Annotated in this window: 18 protein-coding genes; 8 read left to right on the plus strand and 10 right to left on the minus strand. The window is 70.8% G+C overall.

Annotated features, from left to right (window positions below; all coding sequences use genetic code 11):
* Positions 1 to 14: 14 nt before the first annotated feature.
* From FHR97_RS11765 to gatC, 7 genes are all read right to left on the minus strand, one after another.
* A complete protein-coding gene (locus tag FHR97_RS11765; protein WP_183384009.1) occupies positions 15 to 1,454 on the minus strand; it encodes an FAD-binding oxidoreductase in 1,440 nt (479 codons plus the stop codon).
* A 271-nt stretch (positions 1,455 to 1,725) separates the two neighbouring features.
* The gene (locus tag FHR97_RS11770; RefSeq protein WP_183384010.1) at positions 1,726 to 1,926 is read right to left on the minus strand and encodes a 2-hydroxymuconate tautomerase; all 201 of its coding nucleotides are present in this window, start codon (positions 1,924 to 1,926) and stop codon (positions 1,726 to 1,728) included.
* Between the two features lie 110 nt (positions 1,927 to 2,036).
* Positions 2,037 to 2,648 (minus strand): hypothetical protein, encoded by a 612-nt coding sequence (locus FHR97_RS11775; protein ID WP_183384148.1) that lies wholly within the window; start codon positions 2,646 to 2,648, stop codon positions 2,037 to 2,039.
* 173 nt (positions 2,649 to 2,821) lie between these two features.
* Complete coding sequence (locus FHR97_RS11780) at positions 2,822 to 3,373, minus strand: cupin domain-containing protein (RefSeq protein ID WP_183384011.1); 552 nt, start codon at positions 3,371 to 3,373, stop codon at positions 2,822 to 2,824.
* 223 nt (positions 3,374 to 3,596) lie between these two features.
* On the minus strand, positions 3,597 to 5,051 hold the full coding sequence (gene gatB, locus FHR97_RS11785; RefSeq protein ID WP_183384012.1) for an Asp-tRNA(Asn)/Glu-tRNA(Gln) amidotransferase subunit GatB: 1,455 nt from the start codon (positions 5,049 to 5,051) through the stop codon (positions 3,597 to 3,599).
* On the minus strand, positions 5,051 to 6,511 hold the full coding sequence (gene gatA, locus FHR97_RS11790) for an Asp-tRNA(Asn)/Glu-tRNA(Gln) amidotransferase subunit GatA (protein WP_183384013.1): 1,461 nt from the start codon (positions 6,509 to 6,511) through the stop codon (positions 5,051 to 5,053). Before gatA ends, gatB begins: the two co-directional genes overlap by 1 nt.
* Positions 6,512 to 6,561: 50 nt before the next feature.
* Positions 6,562 to 6,849, minus strand: a complete 288-nt coding sequence (gatC, locus tag FHR97_RS11795; RefSeq protein ID WP_183384014.1) for an Asp-tRNA(Asn)/Glu-tRNA(Gln) amidotransferase subunit GatC — start codon at positions 6,847 to 6,849, stop codon at positions 6,562 to 6,564.
* A 172-nt stretch (positions 6,850 to 7,021) separates the two neighbouring features.
* On the opposite strand from gatC, the gene FHR97_RS11800 reads away from it, so the two are divergent.
* From FHR97_RS11800 to tldD, 7 genes are all read left to right on the plus strand, one after another.
* Positions 7,022 to 8,059: a rod shape-determining protein gene (locus FHR97_RS11800; protein ID WP_016854442.1), complete on the plus strand. Its 1,038-nt coding sequence runs from the start codon at positions 7,022 to 7,024 to the stop codon at positions 8,057 to 8,059.
* Positions 8,060 to 8,338: 279 nt separating this feature from the next.
* A complete protein-coding gene (gene mreC / locus FHR97_RS11805; protein ID WP_183384015.1) occupies positions 8,339 to 9,217 on the plus strand; it encodes a rod shape-determining protein MreC in 879 nt (292 codons plus the stop codon).
* Positions 9,217 to 9,705 carry a rod shape-determining protein MreD gene (gene mreD, locus FHR97_RS11810; protein ID WP_183384016.1) on the plus strand — a complete coding sequence of 163 codons (489 nt, stop codon included), beginning with the start codon at positions 9,217 to 9,219 and terminating at the stop codon, positions 9,703 to 9,705. The genes mreC and mreD overlap by 1 nt, the downstream gene beginning before the upstream one ends.
* A gap of 13 nt (positions 9,706 to 9,718) precedes the next feature.
* On the plus strand, positions 9,719 to 10,327 hold the full coding sequence (locus tag FHR97_RS11815) for a Maf family protein (protein WP_183384017.1): 609 nt from the start codon (positions 9,719 to 9,721) through the stop codon (positions 10,325 to 10,327).
* Positions 10,328 to 10,360: 33 nt separating this feature from the next.
* On the plus strand, positions 10,361 to 11,824 hold the full coding sequence (gene rng, locus FHR97_RS11820; protein ID WP_183384018.1) for a ribonuclease G: 1,464 nt from the start codon (positions 10,361 to 10,363) through the stop codon (positions 11,822 to 11,824).
* Between the two features lie 3 nt (positions 11,825 to 11,827).
* Complete coding sequence (locus tag FHR97_RS11825) at positions 11,828 to 15,685, plus strand: YhdP family phospholipid transporter (protein WP_183384019.1); 3,858 nt, start codon at positions 11,828 to 11,830, stop codon at positions 15,683 to 15,685.
* Complete coding sequence (gene tldD / locus FHR97_RS11830; RefSeq protein WP_183384020.1) at positions 15,682 to 17,136, plus strand: metalloprotease TldD; 1,455 nt, start codon at positions 15,682 to 15,684, stop codon at positions 17,134 to 17,136. The genes FHR97_RS11825 and tldD overlap by 4 nt, the downstream gene beginning before the upstream one ends.
* A 150-nt stretch (positions 17,137 to 17,286) precedes the next feature.
* Here the strand turns inward: tldD and yjgA are convergent, their stop codons facing one another.
* The gene (gene yjgA, locus FHR97_RS11835; RefSeq protein WP_183384021.1) at positions 17,287 to 17,793 is read right to left on the minus strand and encodes a ribosome biogenesis factor YjgA; all 507 of its coding nucleotides are present in this window, start codon (positions 17,791 to 17,793) and stop codon (positions 17,287 to 17,289) included.
* Between the two features lie 130 nt (positions 17,794 to 17,923).
* Here yjgA and pmbA point away from each other — a divergent pair, with 130 nt between their 5' ends.
* A complete protein-coding gene (gene pmbA / locus FHR97_RS11840; RefSeq protein ID WP_183384022.1) occupies positions 17,924 to 19,264 on the plus strand; it encodes a metalloprotease PmbA in 1,341 nt (446 codons plus the stop codon).
* Between the two features lie 157 nt (positions 19,265 to 19,421).
* On the opposite strand, the gene FHR97_RS11845 is transcribed toward pmbA, so the two are convergent.
* Complete coding sequence (locus FHR97_RS11845; RefSeq protein ID WP_183384023.1) at positions 19,422 to 19,691, minus strand: HPr family phosphocarrier protein; 270 nt, start codon at positions 19,689 to 19,691, stop codon at positions 19,422 to 19,424.
* A 3-nt stretch (positions 19,692 to 19,694) separates the two neighbouring features.
* Complete coding sequence (gene rapZ / locus FHR97_RS11850) at positions 19,695 to 20,588, minus strand: RNase adapter RapZ (RefSeq protein WP_183384024.1); 894 nt, start codon at positions 20,586 to 20,588, stop codon at positions 19,695 to 19,697.
* Positions 20,589 to 20,617 lie beyond the last annotated feature (29 nt).

Raw genomic sequence — 20,617 nt, forward strand, 5'->3', positions numbered from 1 at the left:
CGTTCGGGGCAACGTCAGGCGGCGTCCTCGGCGCCGGCGGGCGGGATATTGAGGTTCACGCGGAACAGGTTGTCCGGGTCATAGCGGCGCTTCACCGCCTGCAGGCGTTCGTAGTTGACGCCATAGGCGCTGGCGACGCGGTCGCCTTCGTCCTCGGTCAGGAAGTTGACGTAGCCGCCGCCCGTGGCGAAGGGGGCGAGGGCGCGGAAGACGTCGCGTGCCCAGTCGCGGCAGCGGTCATCCTCGGTGGCGTCCTGCCAGCGGGCGTGCACGTTCATCACGTAGTGGGCGTCGCGGCCGGCATAGGCGGTGGCGGTCGGGTCGACCCGCGACATGGCGCCCCCCAGCTGGGCCAGGAAGATCTCGCACTCCGGGCCCGGCAGTATCTCGGCCGCCGTGATGGCCTGCTCCAGGGCCTCGTCGGTGAGCTCGGCGAAGTCGTGGGACTTCCAGTAGTTGCGGGCCCCCGGGGCGAGCAGGGGGTCGAAGGCCGCCTGGAAGCCGGCATACGGCTGGGTGCCCAGCATCTGGCCGACCGGTTCGCCGAACGTCAGCACCGGGGCCAGGTCGCGCTCGGCGTTGGCCGGATCGCCGCAATGCAGGAGGGCGAAGACCACCACGCGCTGCCCATGCACGGCCTCGGGGAGGAAGGGCAGGGGCGGGGCGTCGCGCAGGATCGCCCAGACGCTGAGTTCATCGGGCGCCTGGCGGGTGAAGTCGCGCCAGGCATGCAGCACCTGGCGGGCCTGCTCAAAGGGGTAGACCACCAGCCCGGCATGGACCTCCGGGCCCACCGGATGAAGGCGGAACTCGAAGGAGGTCACCACGCCGAAGTTGCCGCCGCCGCCGCGCAGGGCCCAGAACAGCTCGGGTTCCTCCTCGGCCGAGACGCGGTGCCGCTGACCATCGGCGGTGATCACGTCGGCCGAGAGCAGGTTATCGGCGGTCATGCCGAACTTGCGGGTCAGCCAGCCGAAGCCACCGCCCAGGGTGAGACCGGCCACGCCGGTGGTGGAGTTGATGCCCAGGGGAGTCGCCAGGCCGAAGGCCTGGGTCTCGGCATCGACGTCGCCGAGCAGGGCGCCGGGTGCCACCCGGGCGGTGGCTTGTCGGGGATCCACATGCACCGAGCGCATGGCCGAGAGGTCGATCACCAGGCCGCCCTCGGCGATGGCGTTGCCGGCGATATGGTGGCCGCCGCCCCGCACGCTCAGGCACATGCGCCGGGCGCGGGCGAAGTCGATGGCCTGCACGATGTCCTGATTGCCCTGACAGCAGGCGATCAAGGTCGGGTGGCGGTCGACCATGCCGTTCCAGACGCGTCGCAGCGGCGGGTAATCCGCGTCGGCCGGGGTGATCAAGTGTCCCCTCAGGCGGGCCGCGAAGTCGTCGACGGCCTCGGCCGGCAGGGCGGCCTGGTCGCCGTCCAGGGTGCGATAGGTGAGCGCTGTCATGATGCTTTCCCTCGTCTGCCATGGGATCACCGGCGTTCGGGGCCCGGCAGGATCCCGCCGGGTCGTCACGGTGCCTTGTCTGCTTAGTCTGGATGGTGGCAGCCGGCGCAGCGGCTCAAATTTCCTAGGGGGAAAGTAGCGATGCGGCTGTCATGACGGCGCGCCTGGCGGGTGGCGGGGCGAGGGGCCCGCCAGGGGGTGGCAGGCCGGGCGATCACGATGAGGGAGCCGGGACGCGGCAGGCCCGGCGAGGGGAGGCCGGGGTGAGGGATCAGGTGGTCGTCTCGCGGCGCTTCTTGACCGAGGCGCCGGCGACGCCGAAGTCCTGGGGGGCGATGTCGGCCAGCACGACCCGCACACTCTCCGGCGTGCAGTCGACGGTCTCCACGCAGGCGGCGGTCACCTTCTCGATCAGGGCTTCCTTCTGGGCGTCGCTGCGCCCTTCGATCAGCTGGATGTTGACGATCGGCATGGGCTGCTCCTGTTAATGGAAAAAGTTTCCACATGATTGCATCGGGTGAGGAGCCTGTCAAAGGGGCCAACGCAGGAAGGCCGGCGAGCGCCGGCCTTCGAGAGGGAGGCTCAGGGGCCTCCGCCGCCGGCACCACCGGCACCTCCAGCGCCACCACCGGCACCACCGGCACCTCCAGCGCCACCACCGGCACCACCGGCACCACCTCCAGCGCCGCCACCGGCACCACCAGCGCCACCTCCAGCGCCGCCACCGGCACCACCAGCGCCACCTCCAGCGCCGCCTCCGGCACCTCCAGCGCCGCCACCGGCATTGTCGGCACCCGTCGCGCTGGCGGTGGCGCCGCGCTCATCGGCGGTCGCGCCCGCCTCGAGGCTACGGCCTTCACTGGCTTCGGTGCTGACGGTCTGGCCATCGGCGCCGACGCCGCCGGTCGTGACCGCGTCGTAGGCGGTGCCGAGCCCGGGCTGGGCAGTGTCCGGCATGGTCTCGTCCTCCTGGAGGCCTTCCAGGGTCGTGGAGGCCTCGCTGTCCTCCACGACGATCGAGTCCTCGTCGGTTTCGCGCTCCGTGTCCGCCTCGATATCGGTTTCGGCCTCGACTTCGACGGCCTGGCTCTCCTCGACGGTGGGCGCCGTGGCGTCGGGGTCTTCCTCCTGGGCGAAGGTCGGCAGGGCGATCAGGCTGGTGGCCAGGGCGAGGGGAAGCAGTCGCGACATCATGGCGGTCTCCTTGGGGCTCGGATGATCGGAGTCGCATCCGGTCTGATGCGATCATCCTGGTGTCGTGGTCATCATCCTGGCCCAAAGGCGAAGCGTTGACAAAGCGTCGCCCGGCGACGACGCCGGGCATGACGCGGTGTCTCGAGAAGCCGACTTCTGTCGGAGGAGATGGCTCAGAAGCTGCGGGCGGGGGTGGCGCAGCTGATCAGTCGGCAGGCGGCCTCGCCGACGTTGCGGAAGCGGTGGGGCACGTTGGTGTCGAAGTAGTAGGCCTCGCCGGCCTGCAATACCCGGGTCTCGGCGCCGATGGTGATCTCGATCTCGCCTTCCAGCACCACGCCGGCTTCCTCGCCCTGGTGAGCGATCATCTCGCGGCCGGTGTCGGCGCCGGCGGGGTAGGTCTCGATCATGAAGTTCAGGGCGCGGCTCACGCGGTTGCCGCCGACCAGCTTGTAGATGACGTCACCGGTGCCCACGTCGGCCAGCTCGTCCGCCGCATAGAAGACCTGGTCGCGGCTCTCCAGGTCCATGGTGAAGAAGTCGCCAACGCTCATGGGGATGGCGTCGAGGATCTTCTTCAGCGAGCTGACGGACGGGGAGACCTTGCCCTGCTCGATCAGCGACAGGCTGGAGTGGGTCACCCCGCAGCGCTTGGCCAGCTCGCGCTGGGAGATGCCCCTCAGGTTACGCAGGGCGCGCAGGCGCGCGCCGACATCGTCTGCCATGGATCATCCTCTGAAATCGACGGGTCGGCAGGACTGTTGCAGTTAACCGGCCGCTCGGGGCTGACCGGGGACAGGTCTTCGAGGAGGCGCTGTGAACCCTTCCCTGGGCGCTACCGATGCCATCCATGGCGTAGGACCTCCTCTTCGACCTGTCCTCGGCGCCTCTCGTCATAGCCAACGGCAATTGCCCTGGACGGACAGGCGCGGGGCGCCCGCCTATGGCTCAGCACAAGGCGTCGAGCTTTTCCTTGAGTAGCTTGTTGACCTGCTGGGGGTTGGCGGTGCCCCGCGAGGCCTTCATCACCTGGCCGACGAAGTAGCCGATCATCTTGCCGCGCTTGTCGGGTTCGGCGTCGCGATACTGGGCCACCTGGGCCGGGCTGTCATTGATGACCTGATCGATCATCACCTCGATGGCGCCGCTGTCGGTGACCTGCTTGAGGCCCTTGGCCTCGATGATGGCGTCCGCGGAGTCGCCCTCGCCGTGCCACAGCGCCTGGAAGACCTGCTTGGCGGCCTTGCCGTTGATGGTCTCGTCCTTCACCCGGGCGACCAGCTCGCCGAGCTGGGCGGCCGAGACGGGGCTGTCGACGATGGCCAGCCCCTCCCGGTTGAGGGCGCCGGAGAGCTCGCCCTGGACCCAGTTGGCGGCCAGCTTGGCATCGCCGCACACGTCCTTGACTCCCTCGAAGTACTCGGCCATGGCGCGGCTCGCCGAGAGCACGCCGGCGTCGTAGGCGGACAGCCCCAGCTCGCTCTCGAAGCGGGCGCGCTTCTCGGCGGGCAGCTCCGGCAGGTTGTCGCGCAGGTGATCGACGTAGGCCTGGTCGAGCACCACCGGCAGCAGGTCGGGGCAGGGGAAGTAGCGGTAGTCGTTGGCCTCCTCCTTGGTCCGCATGCTGCGGGTCTCGTCGGCCTCGGGATCGAAGAGGCGGGTCTCCTGGACCACCTCGCCGCCATCCTCGATCAGCTCGATCTGGCGCTCGACCTCGAAGGCGATGGCGCGCTCGACGAAGCGGAAGGAGTTGACGTTCTTGATCTCGGCGCGGGTGCCGAAGGTCTCCTGGCCGGCGGGGCGCACCGAGACGTTGACGTCACAGCGCATCGAGCCCTCGGCCATGTTGCCGTCGCTGATGCCGAGGTAGGTGACGAGCGAGTGGATCGCCTTGAGGTAGGCCGCGGCCTCCTTGGCCGAGCGCATGTCCGGCTCGGAGACGATCTCCAGCAGCGGCGTGCCGGCACGGTTGAGGTCGATGCCGGTCATGCCGTGGAAGTCCTCGTGGAGCGACTTGCCGGCGTCCTCCTCCAGGTGCGCGTGGTGTACGCGGATGCGCTTGGTGCTGCCGTCCTCCAGGGTGATCTCCACCTCGCCGGGCCCGACGATGGGCTGGTACATCTGGCTGGTCTGGTAGCCCTTGGGGAGGTCCGGGTAGAAGTAGTTCTTGCGATCGAAGACCGAGACCTCGGGAATCTCCGCGTGGATGCCCAGGCCGAACTGTACGGCCATGGCCACCGCGGCCTCGTTGAGCACCGGCAGCACCCCGGGCAGCCCCAGGTCCACGGCGCAGGCCTGGGTGTTGGGCTCGGCGCCGAAGGCGGTGGAGGCGCCGGAGAAGATCTTGGAACGGGTGGCGAGCTGGACGTGGACCTCCAGGCCGATCACGGTTTCCCATTGCATCAGGCGGTCTCCTCGGCGAGGGCGGGACGGCGCAGGTGCCAGTCGGTGGCCTGCTGGAACTGGTGGGCGACGTTGAGCAATTGCGCCTCGGCGAAGTGGGTGCCGAGGATCTGCAGGCCCACCGGGCGGCCGCCGGCGAAGCCGGCCGGCACGTTGATGCCGGGGATGCCGGCCAGGTTGACGGCGATGGTGTAGATGTCCTGCAGGTACATCGACACCGGATCCTTGTTGGCGCCCAGGTCGAAGGCCGGGGTCGGCGAGGCCGGGCCCATCAGCACGTCGACCTCCTCGAAGGCGTCGAGGAAGTCCTGGCGGATCAGCCGGCGGACCTTCTGGGCCTGCTTGTAGTAGGCATCGAAGAAGCCCTCGGAGAGGGTATGGGTGCCGATCAGGATACGCCGCTTGACCTCCTCGCCGAAGCCCTCGGCGCGGCTGCGCTTGTAGAGGTCGATGAGGTCGGCGGGCGCCTCGCAGCGATGGCCGAAGCGCACGCCATCGAAGCGCGACAGGTTGGAGGAGGCCTCGGCCGGGGCGATCACGTAGTAGGCCGGGATGGCGTAGTGGGTGTGCGGCAGGCTGACCTCGCGCACCGTGGCGCCCAGCGACTCGTAGGTCTTGATCGCCTCGCGCACCGCGGCCTCTACCCCGTCGTCCAGGCCGTCGCCGAAGTACTCCCGGGGCAGGCCGATCTTGAGGCCGGTCAGCGGCGCGTCCAGGCCCTCGACGTAGTCCGGCACGCCGCGGGCCACCGAGGTGGAGTCGCGCAGGTCGTGGCCGGCGATGGCGCCGAGCAGGTGGGCGCAGTCCGCGGCCGAGCGCGCCATGGGCCCCGCCTGGTCGAGGCTCGAGGCGTAGGCGATCATGCCGTAGCGGGAGACCCGGCCATAGGTGGGCTTGAGGCCGGTGATGCCGCAGAAGGCGGCGGGCTGGCGGATCGAGCCGCCGGTGTCGGTGCCCATGGCCGCCGGCACCAGGCCCGCGGCGACCGCGGCGGCGCTGCCGCCGGAGGAGCCGCCGGGGACCGCCGCGAGGTCCCAGGGGTTCCTCACCGGGCCATAGAAGCTGTTCTCGTTGGACGAGCCCATGGCGAACTCGTCCATGTTGGTCTTGCCGAGGCTGACGGTGCCGGCGGCGGCGAGCTTCTCCACCACGGTGGCGTCGTAGGGGGCGGTGAAGGTGTCGAGCATCCGCGAGCCGCAGCTGGTCTTCACCCCACGGGTGCAGAAGATGTCCTTGAGGGCCAGCGGCAGGCCGGTGAGCGGGCCGGCCTCGCCGTTGGCGCGGGCGGCATCGGCGGCATCGGCGGCCGCGAGGGCCTGCTCGGCGGTGACGGTGATAAAGCTGTTGAGCGGTTCGTCGAGGCGCTCGATACGTGCCAGCAGGCTCTGGGTGAGCTCGCGGCTGGAGAACTCGCCGGCGGCCAGGCCGGCGGCGAGCTCGGTCAGTGTCTTGTCGTGCATGGACCCGTGGCTCCGTGAAGACTTGCCGTTGACGTTGGGGGACGAAGGGGTCATTCGACGACCCGCGGCACCAGGTAGAGGCCGTTTTCCACCGCCGGCGCGCAGCGCTGGAAGGTCTCGCGCTGGTCGGTCTCGGTGACCTCGTCGGCGCGCAGGCGCTGGGTGGCGTCGAGCGGGTGGGCCAGCGGGGCGACGCCCTCGGTGTCGAGCCCCTGCAACTGGTCGACCATCTCCAGGATGCGCCCCAGGTCGTCGAGGTAGTGGGCGGCCTCACTCTCGTCCAGGCCGAGTCGGGCCAGGTGGGCGGCCCTGAGAACGTCTGCGTGTTCAAGCGCCATGATCGGGTGTCCTCGAAGGGGTGGGGAAAAGACCGCAAAAGGTACCACATTCGCGCCCGCGCTGGCAGGCCCGTTGCATCCAGGCGAGGGGCGTTTCGCTTGCCGCTTATGGGGTGCAGTGATACCGTTTGCCCCCGCACAGGGTTCCCGGTCTGCACTAGGTAACGACTTCATGTTCAAACGTTTGAGGGGGCTGTTCTCCAGCGATCTGTCGATCGACCTGGGGACCGCCAATACGCTGATCTACGTCCGCGGGCGCGGCATCGTGCTCGACGAGCCGTCGGTCGTGGCGATCCGCCAGTCCGGCAACATGCGCAGCGTGGCGGCCGTGGGCGCCGACGCCAAGCGCATGCTGGGACGCACGCCCGGCAACATCACCGCCATCCGGCCGATGAAGGACGGTGTCATCGCCGACTTCACCGTTACCGAGCAGATGCTCCAGTACTTCATCCGCAAGGTCCATCAGAGCACCTTCCTGACACCCAGTCCACGGGTCCTGGTGTGCGTGCCCTGCATGTCGACCCAGGTGGAGCGCCGGGCCATCAAGGAGTCGGCCGAGGGCGCCGGCGCCCGAGAGGTGTTCCTGATCGAGGAGCCCATGGCGGCGGCCATCGGCGCCGGGCTGCCGGTCGAGGAGGCCCAGGGCTCGATGGTCGTCGACATCGGCGGCGGCACCAGCGAGATCGCCATCATCTCGCTCAACGGCGTGGTCTACTCGGAATCCATCCGCGTCGGCGGCGACCGCTTCGACGAGGCCATCATCGCCTACGTGCGCCGCCACTACGGCAGCCTGATCGGCGAGTCCACCGCCGAGCGCATCAAGGAAGAGATCGGCTGTGCCTACCCCGGCGGCGAACTGCGCGAGATCGACGTGCGTGGCCGCAACCTCGCCGAGGGCATCCCGCGCAGCTTCACCCTGAATTCCCACGAGATCCTCGATGCCCTGCAGGAGACCCTGGGCTCCATCGTCGCCGCGGTGAAGAGCGCCCTGGAACAGTCGCCGCCCGAGCTGGCCTCCGACATCGCCGAGCGCGGCCTGGTACTGACCGGCGGCGGGGCCCTGCTGCGCGACCTGGACAAGCTGATCGCCGAGGAGACCGGCTTGCCCGTGGTGGTCGCCGAGGACCCGCTGACCTGCGTGGCCCGCGGCGGCGGCAAGGCCCTGGAGATGATCGACCAGCATACCTTCGAGCTGCTCTCCAGCGATTGAGCGACCAGTCGTTCCTGTTGCAGCCCGGCGGGAGAGATGAGCTTCCCGGCGACAAGCCCCGAAGTGTCGGACCATCGCGAGGGCGTCGTAGACCCGTCCGGGGGCTACTCTTGCCCGGCATGGCAAAAGACCCTCGCGTCACCTGGCCCTCGGCGCTCATCTTCATGGACGCTTGGAAAGACGTTCTATGGCATGGTGGCGGTTGCCGCCGCACAGGGAGTATAGGGAGAGAACGCTATCAAACCGCTGTTCTCGCACGGATCGGTGCCGGGCTATCGCATGCTGCTGTGTGCGATCCTCGCCGCGGCACTGATGTTCGTCGACCTGCGCTTCACTCGCATGGAGCCCGTGCGGGCCCAGCTCTCCACCCTGGTGGCACCGATCCAGTGGGCCGTCAGCCTGCCCAGCGACGTGCTCAACTGGGGCGCCCTGGCGCTGTCCGACCAGCGAGCGCTGGTGGAGGAGAACCGGCGCCTGCGGGAGCAGATCCTGACCCTGTCCCACCGGGTGCAGCGCATGGCCAGCCTCACCGCCGAGAACGTCCGCCTGCGCGAGCTGCTGGATGCCACCCGGGAGCATGATATCCCCTTCATCACCACCGAGCTGCTCTCGCTGGATCCGGACCCCTTCACCCATCGCATGGTGATCGACCGCGGTCGCCGCGACGGCGTCTTCGTCGGCCAGCCGGTCATGGATGCCGCGGGGCTGGTGGGGCAGGTCACGGCCGTGTCGGCCTATTCCAGCCGGGTGCTGCTGGTGGCCGATGCCAGCCATGCGCTGCCGGTCCAGGTCAATCGCAACGGCCTGCGCTTCATCATCCAGGGCACCGGCCGGTACGAGGCCCTGAGCGTGCTGCATGTTCCCGACACCGCCGATATCCGCGAGGGGGACCTGCTGGTGACCTCGGGGCTGGCGGGACGGTTCCCGTCCGGCTACCCGGTCGCCCGGGTCACCCAGGTGGTGCACGATCCCGGCGAGCCCTTCGCCCGGGTCGACGCGCGCCCCGTGGCCCAGCTGCAGCGCTCGCGCCACTTCCTGCTGCTGTTTCCCCCGGAGCCCCCCGAGGCCCCCGGGCGGGGCGGCTGGAGCGTACGGCTCGATTCCGTCGCCATCCGCGCCGCGCTGGAGGCCGCCGGTCCCCGCGAGGAGGAGCCCTGATGGCCGCCACGAAGACCACCAGCCTGCCGTGGATCTGGCTGACGCTACTGCTGGCGCTGTGCCTGCAGGTGATGCCCCTGGCCGACGGCTGGCAGATCTGGCGTCCCGACTGGCTGGGGCTGATGCTGATCTACTGGTGCATGAAGGCGCCACAGCGGGTGGGGGTCTTCCATGGCTTCGTGCTGGGGATCCTGCTCGACCTGATCGAGGGGGCGCCGCTCGGCCAGAACGCCTTGCTGCTGTCGCTGCTGGCCTTCCTCTGTGCCCTGGTCTATCCCCGCTTCCGGGCCTACTCCCTGCTCCAGCAGGCGGTGCTGATCCTGGTGCTGCTGGGCACGGTACAGCTCGTCGAGCAATGGCTGCGGACCCTGCTCGGGCCCTTCTCGATCCACCTTTCCTTCCTCTTGCCCTCGCTGATCGGGGCGGTGCTCTGGCCCTGGCTGACCACGCTGTTCCGGGTCTTCCGTCGCCGCACCGACGGCGACTGACCCCGGAGACGCCATGCCCGCCGCTTCCCCGCTGATCTGTCTGGCCTCGGCCTCGCCGAGGCGTCGCGAGCTGCTGGGATCCATCGACGTGCCCGTCGAGGTGCGCCCGGTGGACCTCGACGAGACGCCGTTGCCCGGCGAGGCCGTCGAGGCCTACGTGCTGCGCCTGGCCGAGGACAAGGCCCGGGCGGGCGCCGCCCTGGGCCCCTTGCCGACCCTGGGGGCCGACACCGCCGTGGTGTGTGACGGGACGATCCTCGGCAAGCCCCGGGACCGCGAACACGCCGCCGCCATGCTGCGCGCGCTGTCGGGCCGTCGCCACGAGGTGCTGACCGCCGTGGCGGTCACCGGTCCGGCGGGGCTGCTCTCGACCCGCGTGGTCACCCGGGTGACCATGCGCGAGATCGCCGAGGAGGAGATCGCCGCCTACTGGGCCACCGGCGAGCCCGCCGACAAGGCCGGCGGCTATGCCATCCAGGGGCGGGGCGCGGTGTTCGTCGCGCGCCTGGAGGGCAGTCATTCGGCGGTGGTGGGGCTGCCGCTGTTCGAGACGGCCGCGCTGCTGTCGCGCCAGGGCGTGCCCCTGTGGAACCGGTCGCGGCCGGCGCCGGCTATGTCATAATGGCTCGAGTTTCCTCTGGACAAGGATTTCCGCATGAGCGGTGAAGTACTCATCAACCTGACGCCGATGGAGACCCGCGTCGCCGTGGTGGAGAACGGCGTGCTGCAGGAGGCCTTCATCGAGCGGGCCCGCCGCCGGGGCATCGTCGGCAACATCTACAAGGGTCGGGTCGTGCGCGTCCTGCCGGGGATGCAGGCCGCCTTCGTCGACATCGGCCTCGACCGCGCCGCCTTCATCCATGCCCATGAGGTGATGCCGCCGGGCACCCCCGCCGACGAGCAGGTCTCCATCGCTCAGCTGCTCCACGAGGGCCAGGCCCTGGTGGTCCAGGTCACCAAGGACCCGATCGGCTCCAAGGGCGCCCGGCTGACCACCCACCTCTCGGTGCCGTCCCGCTACCTGGTCTACATGCCCGACTCGCCCCACCATGGCGTCTCCCAGCGCATCGAGGACGACGGCGAGCGAGAGCGGCTGCGGGCGCTGGTCGAGGCGGCCACCGGGGAGCAGAGCCTCGAGGTCACCGGGGGCTTCATCGTGCGGACGGCCGCCGAGGGGGTCAGCCTCGAGGAGCTGGCCGGCGACATGCACTTCCTGCTGCGCCTGTGGCGCAAGGTCAGCGAGCGCAAGGTCACCGCCTCGGCGCCCAGCGCCATCTACGATGACCTGCCGCTGTTCATGCGCACCCTGCGCGACGTGATGCGCGACGATATCGAGAAGGTGCGCATCGACTCCCGGGAGAACCACGTCAAGCTGCTGGAGTTCGCCGAGGAGTTCATGCCCTCGGCGGTGGAGCGCATCGAGCACTATGCCGGCGAGCGCCCGATCTTCGACCTGTTCAGCGTCGAGGACGAGATCCAGAAGGCGCTGGGCCGCAAGGTGCAGCTCAAGTCGGGGGGCTACCTGGTCATCGATCCCACCGAGGCGATGACCACCATCGACGTCAACACCGGCGGCTACGTGGGCCACCGCAACCTCGAGGAGACGATCTTCAAGACCAACCTCGAGGCCGCCACCGCCATCGCCCGCCAGCTGCGGCTGCGCAACCTGGGTGGCATCATCATCATCGACTTCATCGACATGGAGGACCCGGAGCACCAGCGCCAGGTGCTGCGGGTGCTGGAGAAGTCGCTGGAGCGCGACCACGCCAAGACCAAGTGCACCGGCGTCACCGAGCTCGGCCTGGTCCAGGTGACCCGCAAGCGCACCCGGGAGAGCCTGGAGCAGACGCTCTGCGAGGCCTGCCCCTGCTGCCATGGCCGTGGCACCCTCAAGACCCCCGAGTCGGTGTGCTACGAGATCTTCCGCGAGATCCTGCGCGAGGAGCGGGCCTACAGCGCCGAGACCTATACGGTGCTGGCCTCGCAGTCGGTGGTCGACCGGCTGCTCGACGAGGAGTCGGCGGCCGTGGCGGACCTGGAGGAGTTCATCGGCAAGACCATCCGCTTCCAGGTGGAGTCCCACTATTCCCAGGAGCAGTACGACATCGTGCTGATGTGAGCCATGTCGCCGACCCGTCTGGTCATCCGCTGGTCGCTGACGCTGCTGGCCCTGCTACTGACGCTGGCGGCGATGCTGGTGATCCTGGCGCAGCTGCTGCTCGGCCAGGCCGATCGGCTGACGCCGCGTCTCGAGGCGCTGCTCGCCAGCCGCTTCGAGGCGGCGGTCTCCCTGGGCGGCATCGAGGGCGGCATGGCCGGTCTCGATCCCCGGCTCGAGGTGGCCGACCTGGATATCACGGCCCGCCCGGGGCTGGGCGACGTGCCGCTGCTGGAGATCGAGACCGCGCGCCTGCGCCTGGACACCGCGGCGAGCCTGCGCCAGGGCATGCCGGTGGTGGCGGATGCGCGCCTCACCGGGATCACCCTGCACCTCTACCAGGCCGCGGACCGGAGCTGGCAGTGGCCAGCCCCCGCCGAACTGCCCCCCGAACTGATTCCCGAGACCGAGTTCAACCTGTCGCGCCTGGACTTCTGGGTCGGCGTGCTGCTGCGTCAGCGTGCCTGGGCCGAGGAGGTCCGGGTGGTGCTGCACGGCCGCAAGGGCGAGGCGGAATTCGAGGCGCCGCGCCTGTTGATGGTCGGCGACGCGCGCAGCGCCCACCTGGAAGGCGAGGTGCACCGTCGCGACCGGCCGGGTCAGGCCTTTCAGGTGGTGATGGAGGTGGTGCCGGGAGAGCGGGGGCTGGACGACTTCGGCGCCGCCCTGCAGGCCGACATGCCACTGTCGAGCCTGATCGGGCTGTCCGAGCGGCTGGGCTACGAGGACTGGCTGAGTGTCGACGCCGCCGAGGGCGAGGCGCGGCTCTGGGGACGCTGGACCCGCGGTCGCCTCGCCGATGTCCGCCTGGATATCGAGGCCTCACGGCTGGCCCTCAACCAGCAGGCGCCGCCGCCCGACGGCGCCGCCGAGAACGGGATCGTGCTCGAGGAGGCGATGGTCAAGGGCCAGTGGCTGCGTGACGAGGCCGGCGAGGGCTGGCAGGCCTGGTTCGAGGGCGACGCCCGCAATGCCACCGGCGGCGTCGACCCGACGGCCGGTCCCCCCGTGCCCCGCTACTGGCACCTGCAGAGCCGGCCGAACGGCTGGTGGCTCAATGCCAGCGCCTTCGACCTGAGCGCGCTGGCCGCCTGGCGGGAGCGGCTGCCCTTGCCCGAGGGGCTGTCGCGGGTCATCGCCAGCCTGGCCCCCCGGGGGCGGATCTCGGCGCTGGGCCTCGGCTGGCGCGACGACCAGTGGCGGGCCCGGGTCAGCGCCACCGACGTCGCCGTCGCTCCCTGGCAGCAGGCGCCGGGGGGCGGGCCCCTGGACATCTGGCTCGAGGCCGATGGCAGCCGCGGGCGGGTGCGCTTCGTCGACAGCGGCGATGCCGAGCTGGTGTTCCCCGAGATCTTCACCGCGCCGCTGGCCCTCGACCACGCCAGCGGCCGGGTCGACTGGGTGTATGACGGGCCCCGCAGCTTCGTCAGCGGCCGCCAGCTGGCGGTCGGCTGGCAGGGCGCCGAGGTCGAGGGGGGCTTCGGCCTGTCCATCGGCGGTCCCGGACGCGGCGGCTTCGGCCTGCAGCTGGACTTCCGGGACGTGGACGCCGTGTCGCGGCCCCTGACCGACTGGCTGCCCATGCCGCTGCTGCGCGAGCGGGTCGACGCCGACCTCGCCGACTGGCTCGCCGGGGGCCTGGCCGGCCGGGTGCCGGAGGGCGCGCTGCGCCTGCACGTGCCCGTGTCCCGTGAGCCCCGCGGTGAGGCCGCGACGATCGACCCGGCGCTGCGCCTGGCGCTCGAGGTCCGCGATGGCCACCTGCCCTTCGCCCCCGGCTGGCCGGCCGTGGACGGCGTCGAGGGTCGCCTCGAGCTCGAGGGGAAGCGACTCACCGCCCGGGTGGCGCGCGCCGAGAGCCTCGGGGTCGAGGCCCGGGACGCCGTGGTGCGGATGGCCGACGAGACCCTCGAGGTCGACGCCCCCCTGACCGCCGACGTCCCGGCCTTGACCCGCTATCTCGCCGCCATGCCCGTCGACGGCACCGCGCTGGCCGCCGACTGGCAGGGCGACGGCCGGGTGGCCGGGCGCCTCGACCTGGCCCTGCCGCTGGCCGACCCCGAGGCCCTGTCGCTGAACATCAGCGGCGAGGCAACGCTGCCGCGCCTGGTGCATGCGCCCACCGGCCTGGTCATCGAGTCCCTGGCGGGCCCCCTTGCCTGGCACCAGCGGGGCGAGACCGGGGCCCTGGAGGGTCGGCTCTCGGGGCGCCTGCTGGGCGGGCCCCTGGAGGCCGACATCGACACCGGCGGGGAGGGGGTCGCGATATCCGGGACCGCCGCCGTCGAGGCGCTGCTCGACCAGGGCGCGCCGGCCGGGGCGAGGCAGATCGTCTCGGGGCGGCTGCCCTGGCAGGGACGCCTGTCGCTCGGCGAGGGGCCGCCCGGCCTGACCCTGGAGAGTACCCTCCAGGGCATCGCCATCGACCTGCCGGCCCCGCTCGGCAAGGCGGCCAACGAGATCCGGCCGCTGCGGCTGTCCGTGGAACTGGCCGAGACGCTGCGCGTGTCCGGCCGTCTTGGTGCACAACTCGGGCTGCGCTGGCGGGACCGGGGCGGCGGCCAGGGCCAGGTGTGGCTGGGCGGGGGCGGGCCCTCGACCTGGTCGGCCGAGCCCGGCTGGTCGGTGCAGGCCTACCTGCCGCGGCTGGCGCCCGGCGACTGGGCGCGTCAGCTCTCGCCCCTGGCCGGCGACCTCGGGGCGACGGGTGGCGGCGAGGGCCTGTCGCGGGTGACCCTGGACACCGACTGCCTGAGTGTGCGGGAGCGCTGTCTCGGCTCGATGATCGTCGACGGTCGGCCCGTGTCCGGGGGCTGGGACCTGATCCTCGATGGTACCCTGCTGGCCGGCCGGGTCGCCTATCGCGAGCGCCGGGCCCTTCCGCTGGACGTGTCCTTGAGCAGCCTGTCGCTGGATGGCTGGTTGCCCGGCGAGGCCGCGGGCAGCGGCGAGCTCTTCGACGAACTCGAGGCGGCGCCGGATCCGGCGCCCATACCGGCGTGGCTCGGGGAGCTGCCGTCGGGGCGCCTGCGGGTGGCCGATCTCCACTGGCGGGCCCGGCGCCTCGGCCCCTTGACCGCCTACTGGCGGGCCACCCCCGAGCAGCTGGTGGTGGACCCGGTGGGCCTGACCCTGGGGGAGATCTCGGCCCACGGCAATCTCACCTGGGAGGCCACTGGTCCCGAGGCCAGCCTGACCCGGGCACGGCTGGCGCTGGACGGCCGCGACCTGGGCTCGGCCCTGGAGGCCCTGGGCCAGCCGGTGGCGGTGCGCAGCGCCGAGACCCGGGTCGACAGCCAGCTGGCCTGGCCCGGCGCCCCCTGGCAGTTCGCCCTGGCCCGGTCGCGGGGCAGCCTCGAGGTCGAGCTGCGCGACGGTCGCTTCATCAACCTCGAGTCGCCCTCCGCCCGGGTGGTCGGCCTGCTCAACGTCGACAACCTGCTGCGCCGGCTGACCCTGGACTTTTCCGACATCACCGGGCGGGGCACCGCCTTCGATCGTGTCAGCGGCGCGGCGACCCTGTATGGTGGCGTGCTGGAGACCCGTGGCCCGGTGACCATCGACGGGCCGGCGACCCGTTTCACCCTGGAGGGCAACGTCGACCTGGCCCGTCGGGAACTCGATCAGCGGCTCGGCGTCACAGTCCCGGTGAGCAACAACCTGCCACTGGCGGCGGTAATCGCCGGCGCCCCCGTGGTGGGCGGCGCGCTGTTCCTCGCCGACAAGATCTTCGGCGAGGCCATCGACCGCGTGACCCGAATTCACTATCGCGTGCAGGGGCCCTGGACCTCGCCGCGCATCTCTCTGGAAAGTGCCGAATGACATCACAGACCCACTCCCTGCTCGACCAGGCCGCCGAGGTGCTGCTCGCCCCCGGCGGGCTCGACCTCGCGGCCATGGACGCCGGCCTCGGCCATGCCCTGGGGCCCGGCATCGATTACGCCGATCTCTACTTCCAGCGCAGCTGGCACGAGGGCTGGGTGCTGGAGGACGGCGAGGTCAAGGAGGCCAGCTACAACATCGACGGCGGCGTCGGGGTGCGGGCCATGGCCGGCGAGAAGACCGGCTTCGCCTACTCCAACCAGATCACCGCCGATGCCCTGGCCGAGACCGGGCGCACCGCCGCCGGCATCGTCAGGAGCGGCGCCCGGCTGGCGGCGGCCCCGCAGGTGCTGGCCGCGCCGGCGGGCCGCTATGCCGGCATCGACCCGCTGTCGGGGCTGTCCGCCGACGACAAGATCGCCATGCTCAAGCTGGCCGACCGGGTGGCCCGCTCGGCGGACCCGGCAGTGAGCCAGGTCAGCGCCTCCCTGACCGGCGTCCACGAGGTGGTGCTGGTACGTGCCAGCGACGGCACCCTGGCCGCGGACATCCGCCCGCTGGTGCGCCTCAATGTCAGCGTCATCGCGGTCCGCGACGGTCGTCGGGAACGCGGCAGCGCCGGCGGCGGCGGTCGCTATGCCATGGCGCGCCTGCGCGACGAGAACGTCGCCGAGCGCTATGCCCGGGAGGCGGTGCGCCAGGCCCTGGTCAACCTCGACGCCGTGGACGCCCCGGCCGGCCAGATGCCGGTGGTGCTGGGCGCCGGCTGGCCGGGCATCCTGCTCCACGAGGCCGTCGGCCACGGCCTGGAAGGGGACTTCAACCGCAAGGGCAGCTCGGCCTTCGCCGGCCGCATGGGCCAGCGCGTGGCGGCTCCCGGCGTCACCGTGGTCGACGACGCGACCCTGGCCGACCGACGCGGCTCGATGACCGTCGACGACGAGGGCACGCCGGGGCAGAGCACGACCCTGATCGAGGACGGCATCCTCACCGGCTACATGCAGGACAAGCTCAATGCCCGGCTGATGGGCATGGCGCCCACCGGCAACGCCCGTCGCGAGTCCTTCGCCCACCTGCCCATGCCGCGCATGACCAACACCTACATGCGGGCCGGCCAGGACGACCCCGCCGACATCATCAGGAGCGTCTCGCGGGGGCTCTATGCGGTCAGCTTCGGCGGTGGCCAGGTGGACATCACCTCGGGCAAGTTCGTGTTCTCGGCGAGCGAGGCCTACCTGATCGAGGACGGCCGGATCACCGCGCCGGTGAAGGGCGCGACCCTGATCGGCAACGGTCCCGAGGCCATGGGGCGGGTGTCGATGATCGGCCACGACCTGGAACTGGATACCGGGATCGGCGTGTGCGGCAAGGAAGGCCAGGGCGTGCCGGTGGGGGTGGGCCAGCCCACCCTGAAGCTGGATGAGCTGACCGTGGGCGGCACGCAATCCTGAGGGGAAGCCGCTGCGCTCGACGAGGCGGCGTTGGCGGCGAACTCGCCATGCTCATTTAGAAGCGACTAAACTCCGCTGGCTCGTTCGCCGCCGCCTGGCCTCGTCTTCGCTCGCTGGCTTCTCGCGCCATGGGAAGACAGGAGACGAGGTTCAGAGGCCGGCGGTATCGCGGATCAGCCGGAACAACCGGCGGGCATTGGTGGGCGGCTTGCCCTGGTCGCGCTCGCGGCGAGCGTTGCGGATCAGCTGGCGCAGCGCCTGGCGGTCGACGTCGGGGAACTCGGCGACGAAGGCCTCGACGGCGTCGTCGCCCTCGTCGACCAGCCGGTCGCGCCACTTCTCCAGGCGGTGGAAGGCGTGGTCGCGGCGCAACTGCTCCTGGTCGATCTCGTCGAACACCGCCTGGATGCCGGCGAGGTCCTCGCGGCGCATCAGCTTGCCGACGTACTGCATGTGGCGTCGGCGGGCTTCCCGGGCGCGGATCCGCCCGGTCTCCTCGATGGCCGCGAGCAGGTCGTCGGAGAGGGGGAAGCGGGCCCGTTCGGCGTCGCTCATGGCGATCAGCCGTTCGCCGAGGGCCTGCAGCGCGTGCATCTCGCGCTTGAGCTGGGACTTGCTGGGCCGTTCGTCGGCCGGAGAGACATCATCCTGGGTCATGCGGCGTCCTGGGTCGTGAAGATTCGGGGCGTGGAGCATCGGCCCAGTATACCAGCCCGTCGCGGCGGGCTGGACGAATGCCATATTCTGCAGCATCGGCCCGCAGGCCGGTCGAGTAAGGAGAGAGATCATGACACAGGCTTTCGATGCCGCCGCCCAGCAGTCGCTGCTGGAAACCCGCGCCGAGGCGGCCCTGGCGCTGGCACGCCGGTTGGGCGCCGACGCCTGCGAGGTGGGGGCCAGCGTCGATCAGGGGATCGGCGTCAACGTGCGCGAGGGCGAGGTGGAGACCGTCGAGCTGTCCCGGGACCAGGGCATCGCGGTGACCGTCTATGTGGGGCAACGCAAGGGCAGTGCCTCGTCCACGGATGCCGGCGAGGCCTCGATCCGCGACGTGGTGGAGAAGGCCCTGGCCATCGCCCGCCACACCGGCGAGGACCCGGCCGCGGGGCTGGCCGATGCGGCGCTGATGGCCCGGCACCTGCCGGACCTCGACGTCCACCATCCCTGGCCGCTGACCACCGAGCAGGCCATCGACCTGGCCCTGGCCTGCGAGGGCGCCGGTCGCGGCATGGCGGGGATCAAGAGTTCCGACGGCGCCGGCCTCTCCAGCGGCGAGGGCGTGCGGGTCTACGCCAACAGCCATGGCTTCCTGGGCAGCCAGCGCGGCAGTCGCCATTCGCTGTCCTGCATGCTGATCGCCGAGGACCAGGGGGGCATGCAGCGCGACTACGACTACACCAGCGCGCGCCACCCTCGCGACCTGCTCGCCCCGGAGGCGGTGGGCGAGAGCGCGGCGCGGCGGACCCTGCGGCGGCTGGGGGCGCGGCGCCCGGCCACCGGTCGCCTGCCGGTGCTCTTCGACCCGACCCTGGCCGCGGGCCTGGTCGGCCACCTGATGGGGGCGATCGCCGGCGGGGCCCTCTACCGCCAGTCCTCCTTCCTCTGCGAGCGGCTCGGCGAGACCCTCTTCCCGGACTGGTTCTCGCTGTACGAGCGGCCCATGGAGGTCGGCGCCATGGCCAGCAGCCCCTTCGACAACGACGGCGTCCAGACCCGCGACAATGTCTTCATCGAGCGCGGCCGGCTGGCCAGCTACATGCTCTCTGCCTACAGCGCCCGGCGCCTGGGGATGGCGACCACCGGCAATGCCGGCGGGGCCCGCAACCTGCGCCTCGACGCGCCGCTCGCCTCCCGGGATGCCCTGCTCGAGCGCATGGGGCGTGGGGTACTGGTCACCGAGCTGATGGGTCAGGGGGTCAACGGCGTCACCGGCGACTACTCGCGGGGCGCGGCGGGCTTCTGGGTCGAGGACGGCGAGATCCAGCACCCCGTAGAGGAGTTCACCATCGCCGGCAACCTGGAGGGGATGTTCAAGGGGCTGGTCGGCGTCGGTGACGACATCGACACCCGCGGCAGCATCCACTCCGGCAGCTGGCTGATCGACGAGATGACCGTCGCGGGCGGGTAGCGCCCGAGACGCGGCTGCGCCGTTGCAAGAAGGAAGAACGGCGCTTCGCGCCTTGAAGAGGGAAGATAAGCGCCTACCTTGTCTTCCCTCTTCCCTCTTCCCTCTTCCCTCTTCCCTCTTCCCTCTTCCCTCTTCCCTCTTCCCTCTTCCCTCTTCTTCAGACGTCCTCGTCGAAGCGGGCGTGGAAGAGCGCCTCGAGGGCATCCAGGACCGCCTCGCCATCCTCGCCCTCGGCTTCCAGGGTGAGCTCGGTGCCGCAGGGCGCGGCCAGCATCAACAGTGCCATGATATTGGCCGCGTCGGCCTGCTGCTTCCCATGGTAGACGGTGACCCGCGAGGCATAGGGCTGGCAGCACTGCACCAGGCGGGTGGCCGCGCGGGCGTGCAGGCCGCGCTTGTTGGTCAGGGTGAGCTTGCGTCTCGGCACGTCTCAGCGGTCCTCGTCGATGTCGGGCAGGTTGCGCTGCAGGCCGAGTTCTCGGTGGCGGAGTCGGACCCCGGGGAAGGCCGCGGCCAGGCGATGAGCCAGCCCTTCGGCGAGGTACACCGAGCGGTGCTGGCCGCCGGTGCAGCCGATGGCGACGGTGAGATAGCTGCGCTGGCTGGCCTGGTAGCGGGGCAGCCAGCGCTCGACCCAGGCCAGGATATCGGCGGCCATCTCGGCGACCATCGGGTAGCTGTCGAGGAAGGCGATCACGCTGTCCTCGCGGCCGGTGGCGTCACGCAGCTGGGGGTCCCAGTAGGGGTTCGGCAGGCAGCGGGCATCGAAGACGATATCGGCATCCAGGGGCACGCCCCGCTTGAAGCCGAAGGACTCCACGGTGAGGGTCAGCCCCTCGCGGCGATGACCGGCCACCTGGTCGGTGATGCGGCCCCGGAGGTCGTGCACCGAGAGACGCGAGGTGTCGATCACCAGGTCGGCGAGGTCGCGGATCTCCGCCAGGGCGGCCTCCTCGCAGTCGATCGCCTCCGCCAGGGTCATCTGGCTGTCTCGGGTCAGGGGGTGGCGGCGCCGGGTCGCCGAGTAGCGCTCCAGCAGGATGCGGGCGTCGGTGGTCAGGTAGACCACCTGGCAGTGGATGTTGCGGGCCCGCACGTCCTCGAGCAGGGCGGGGAAGCGTTCCAGAGCGTGGGGCAGGTTGCGGGCGTCGATGCTCACGGCGATGGAACTGCGCAGCGACTGGCCGCTGCGCAGTTCGTCCACCAGAGGGCCGAGCAGCATGGCCGGGAGATTGTCGATGGCGTAGTAGCCGAGGTCCTCCAGGGCCTGCAGCGCGATCGACTTGCCCGAGCCGGAGCGGCCGCTGATGATCACGAGCTGCATGGGGGAGATCTCCTGGTCGGGGCCGGCCG

Source organism: Halomonas stenophila (genome assembly GCF_014192275.1).
In the GTDB taxonomy this organism is placed as follows: Bacteria; Pseudomonadota; Gammaproteobacteria; order Pseudomonadales; family Halomonadaceae; genus Halomonas; species Halomonas stenophila.

Excerpts from the sequence above, each read along its gene's own strand:
- FHR97_RS11765 (WP_183384009.1), bottom strand. The coding sequence starts at position 1,454 with ATGACAGCGCTCACCTATCGCACCCTGGACGGCGACCAGGCCGCCCTG.
- FHR97_RS11770 (WP_183384010.1), bottom strand. The coding sequence starts at position 1,926 with ATGCCGATCGTCAACATCCAGCTGATCGAAGGGCGCAGCGACGCCCAG.
- FHR97_RS11775 (WP_183384148.1), bottom strand. The coding sequence starts at position 2,648 with ATGATGTCGCGACTGCTTCCCCTCGCCCTGGCCACCAGCCTGATCGCC.
- FHR97_RS11780 (WP_183384011.1), bottom strand. The coding sequence starts at position 3,373 with ATGGCAGACGATGTCGGCGCGCGCCTGCGCGCCCTGCGTAACCTGAGG.
- gatB (WP_183384012.1), bottom strand. The coding sequence starts at position 5,051 with ATGCAATGGGAAACCGTGATCGGCCTGGAGGTCCACGTCCAGCTCGCC.
- gatA (WP_183384013.1), bottom strand. The coding sequence starts at position 6,511 with ATGCACGACAAGACACTGACCGAGCTCGCCGCCGGCCTGGCCGCCGGC.
- gatC (WP_183384014.1), bottom strand. The coding sequence starts at position 6,849 with ATGGCGCTTGAACACGCAGACGTTCTCAGGGCCGCCCACCTGGCCCGA.
- FHR97_RS11800 (WP_016854442.1), top strand. The coding sequence starts at position 7,022 with ATGTTCAAACGTTTGAGGGGGCTGTTCTCCAGCGATCTGTCGATCGAC.
- mreC (WP_183384015.1), top strand. The coding sequence starts at position 8,339 with ATGCTGCTGTGTGCGATCCTCGCCGCGGCACTGATGTTCGTCGACCTG.
- mreD (WP_183384016.1), top strand. The coding sequence starts at position 9,217 with ATGGCCGCCACGAAGACCACCAGCCTGCCGTGGATCTGGCTGACGCTA.
- FHR97_RS11815 (WP_183384017.1), top strand. The coding sequence starts at position 9,719 with ATGCCCGCCGCTTCCCCGCTGATCTGTCTGGCCTCGGCCTCGCCGAGG.
- rng (WP_183384018.1), top strand. The coding sequence starts at position 10,361 with ATGAGCGGTGAAGTACTCATCAACCTGACGCCGATGGAGACCCGCGTC.
- FHR97_RS11825 (WP_183384019.1), top strand. The coding sequence starts at position 11,828 with ATGTCGCCGACCCGTCTGGTCATCCGCTGGTCGCTGACGCTGCTGGCC.
- tldD (WP_183384020.1), top strand. The coding sequence starts at position 15,682 with ATGACATCACAGACCCACTCCCTGCTCGACCAGGCCGCCGAGGTGCTG.
- yjgA (WP_183384021.1), bottom strand. The coding sequence starts at position 17,793 with ATGACCCAGGATGATGTCTCTCCGGCCGACGAACGGCCCAGCAAGTCC.
- pmbA (WP_183384022.1), top strand. The coding sequence starts at position 17,924 with ATGACACAGGCTTTCGATGCCGCCGCCCAGCAGTCGCTGCTGGAAACC.
- rapZ (WP_183384024.1), bottom strand. The coding sequence starts at position 20,588 with ATGCAGCTCGTGATCATCAGCGGCCGCTCCGGCTCGGGCAAGTCGATC.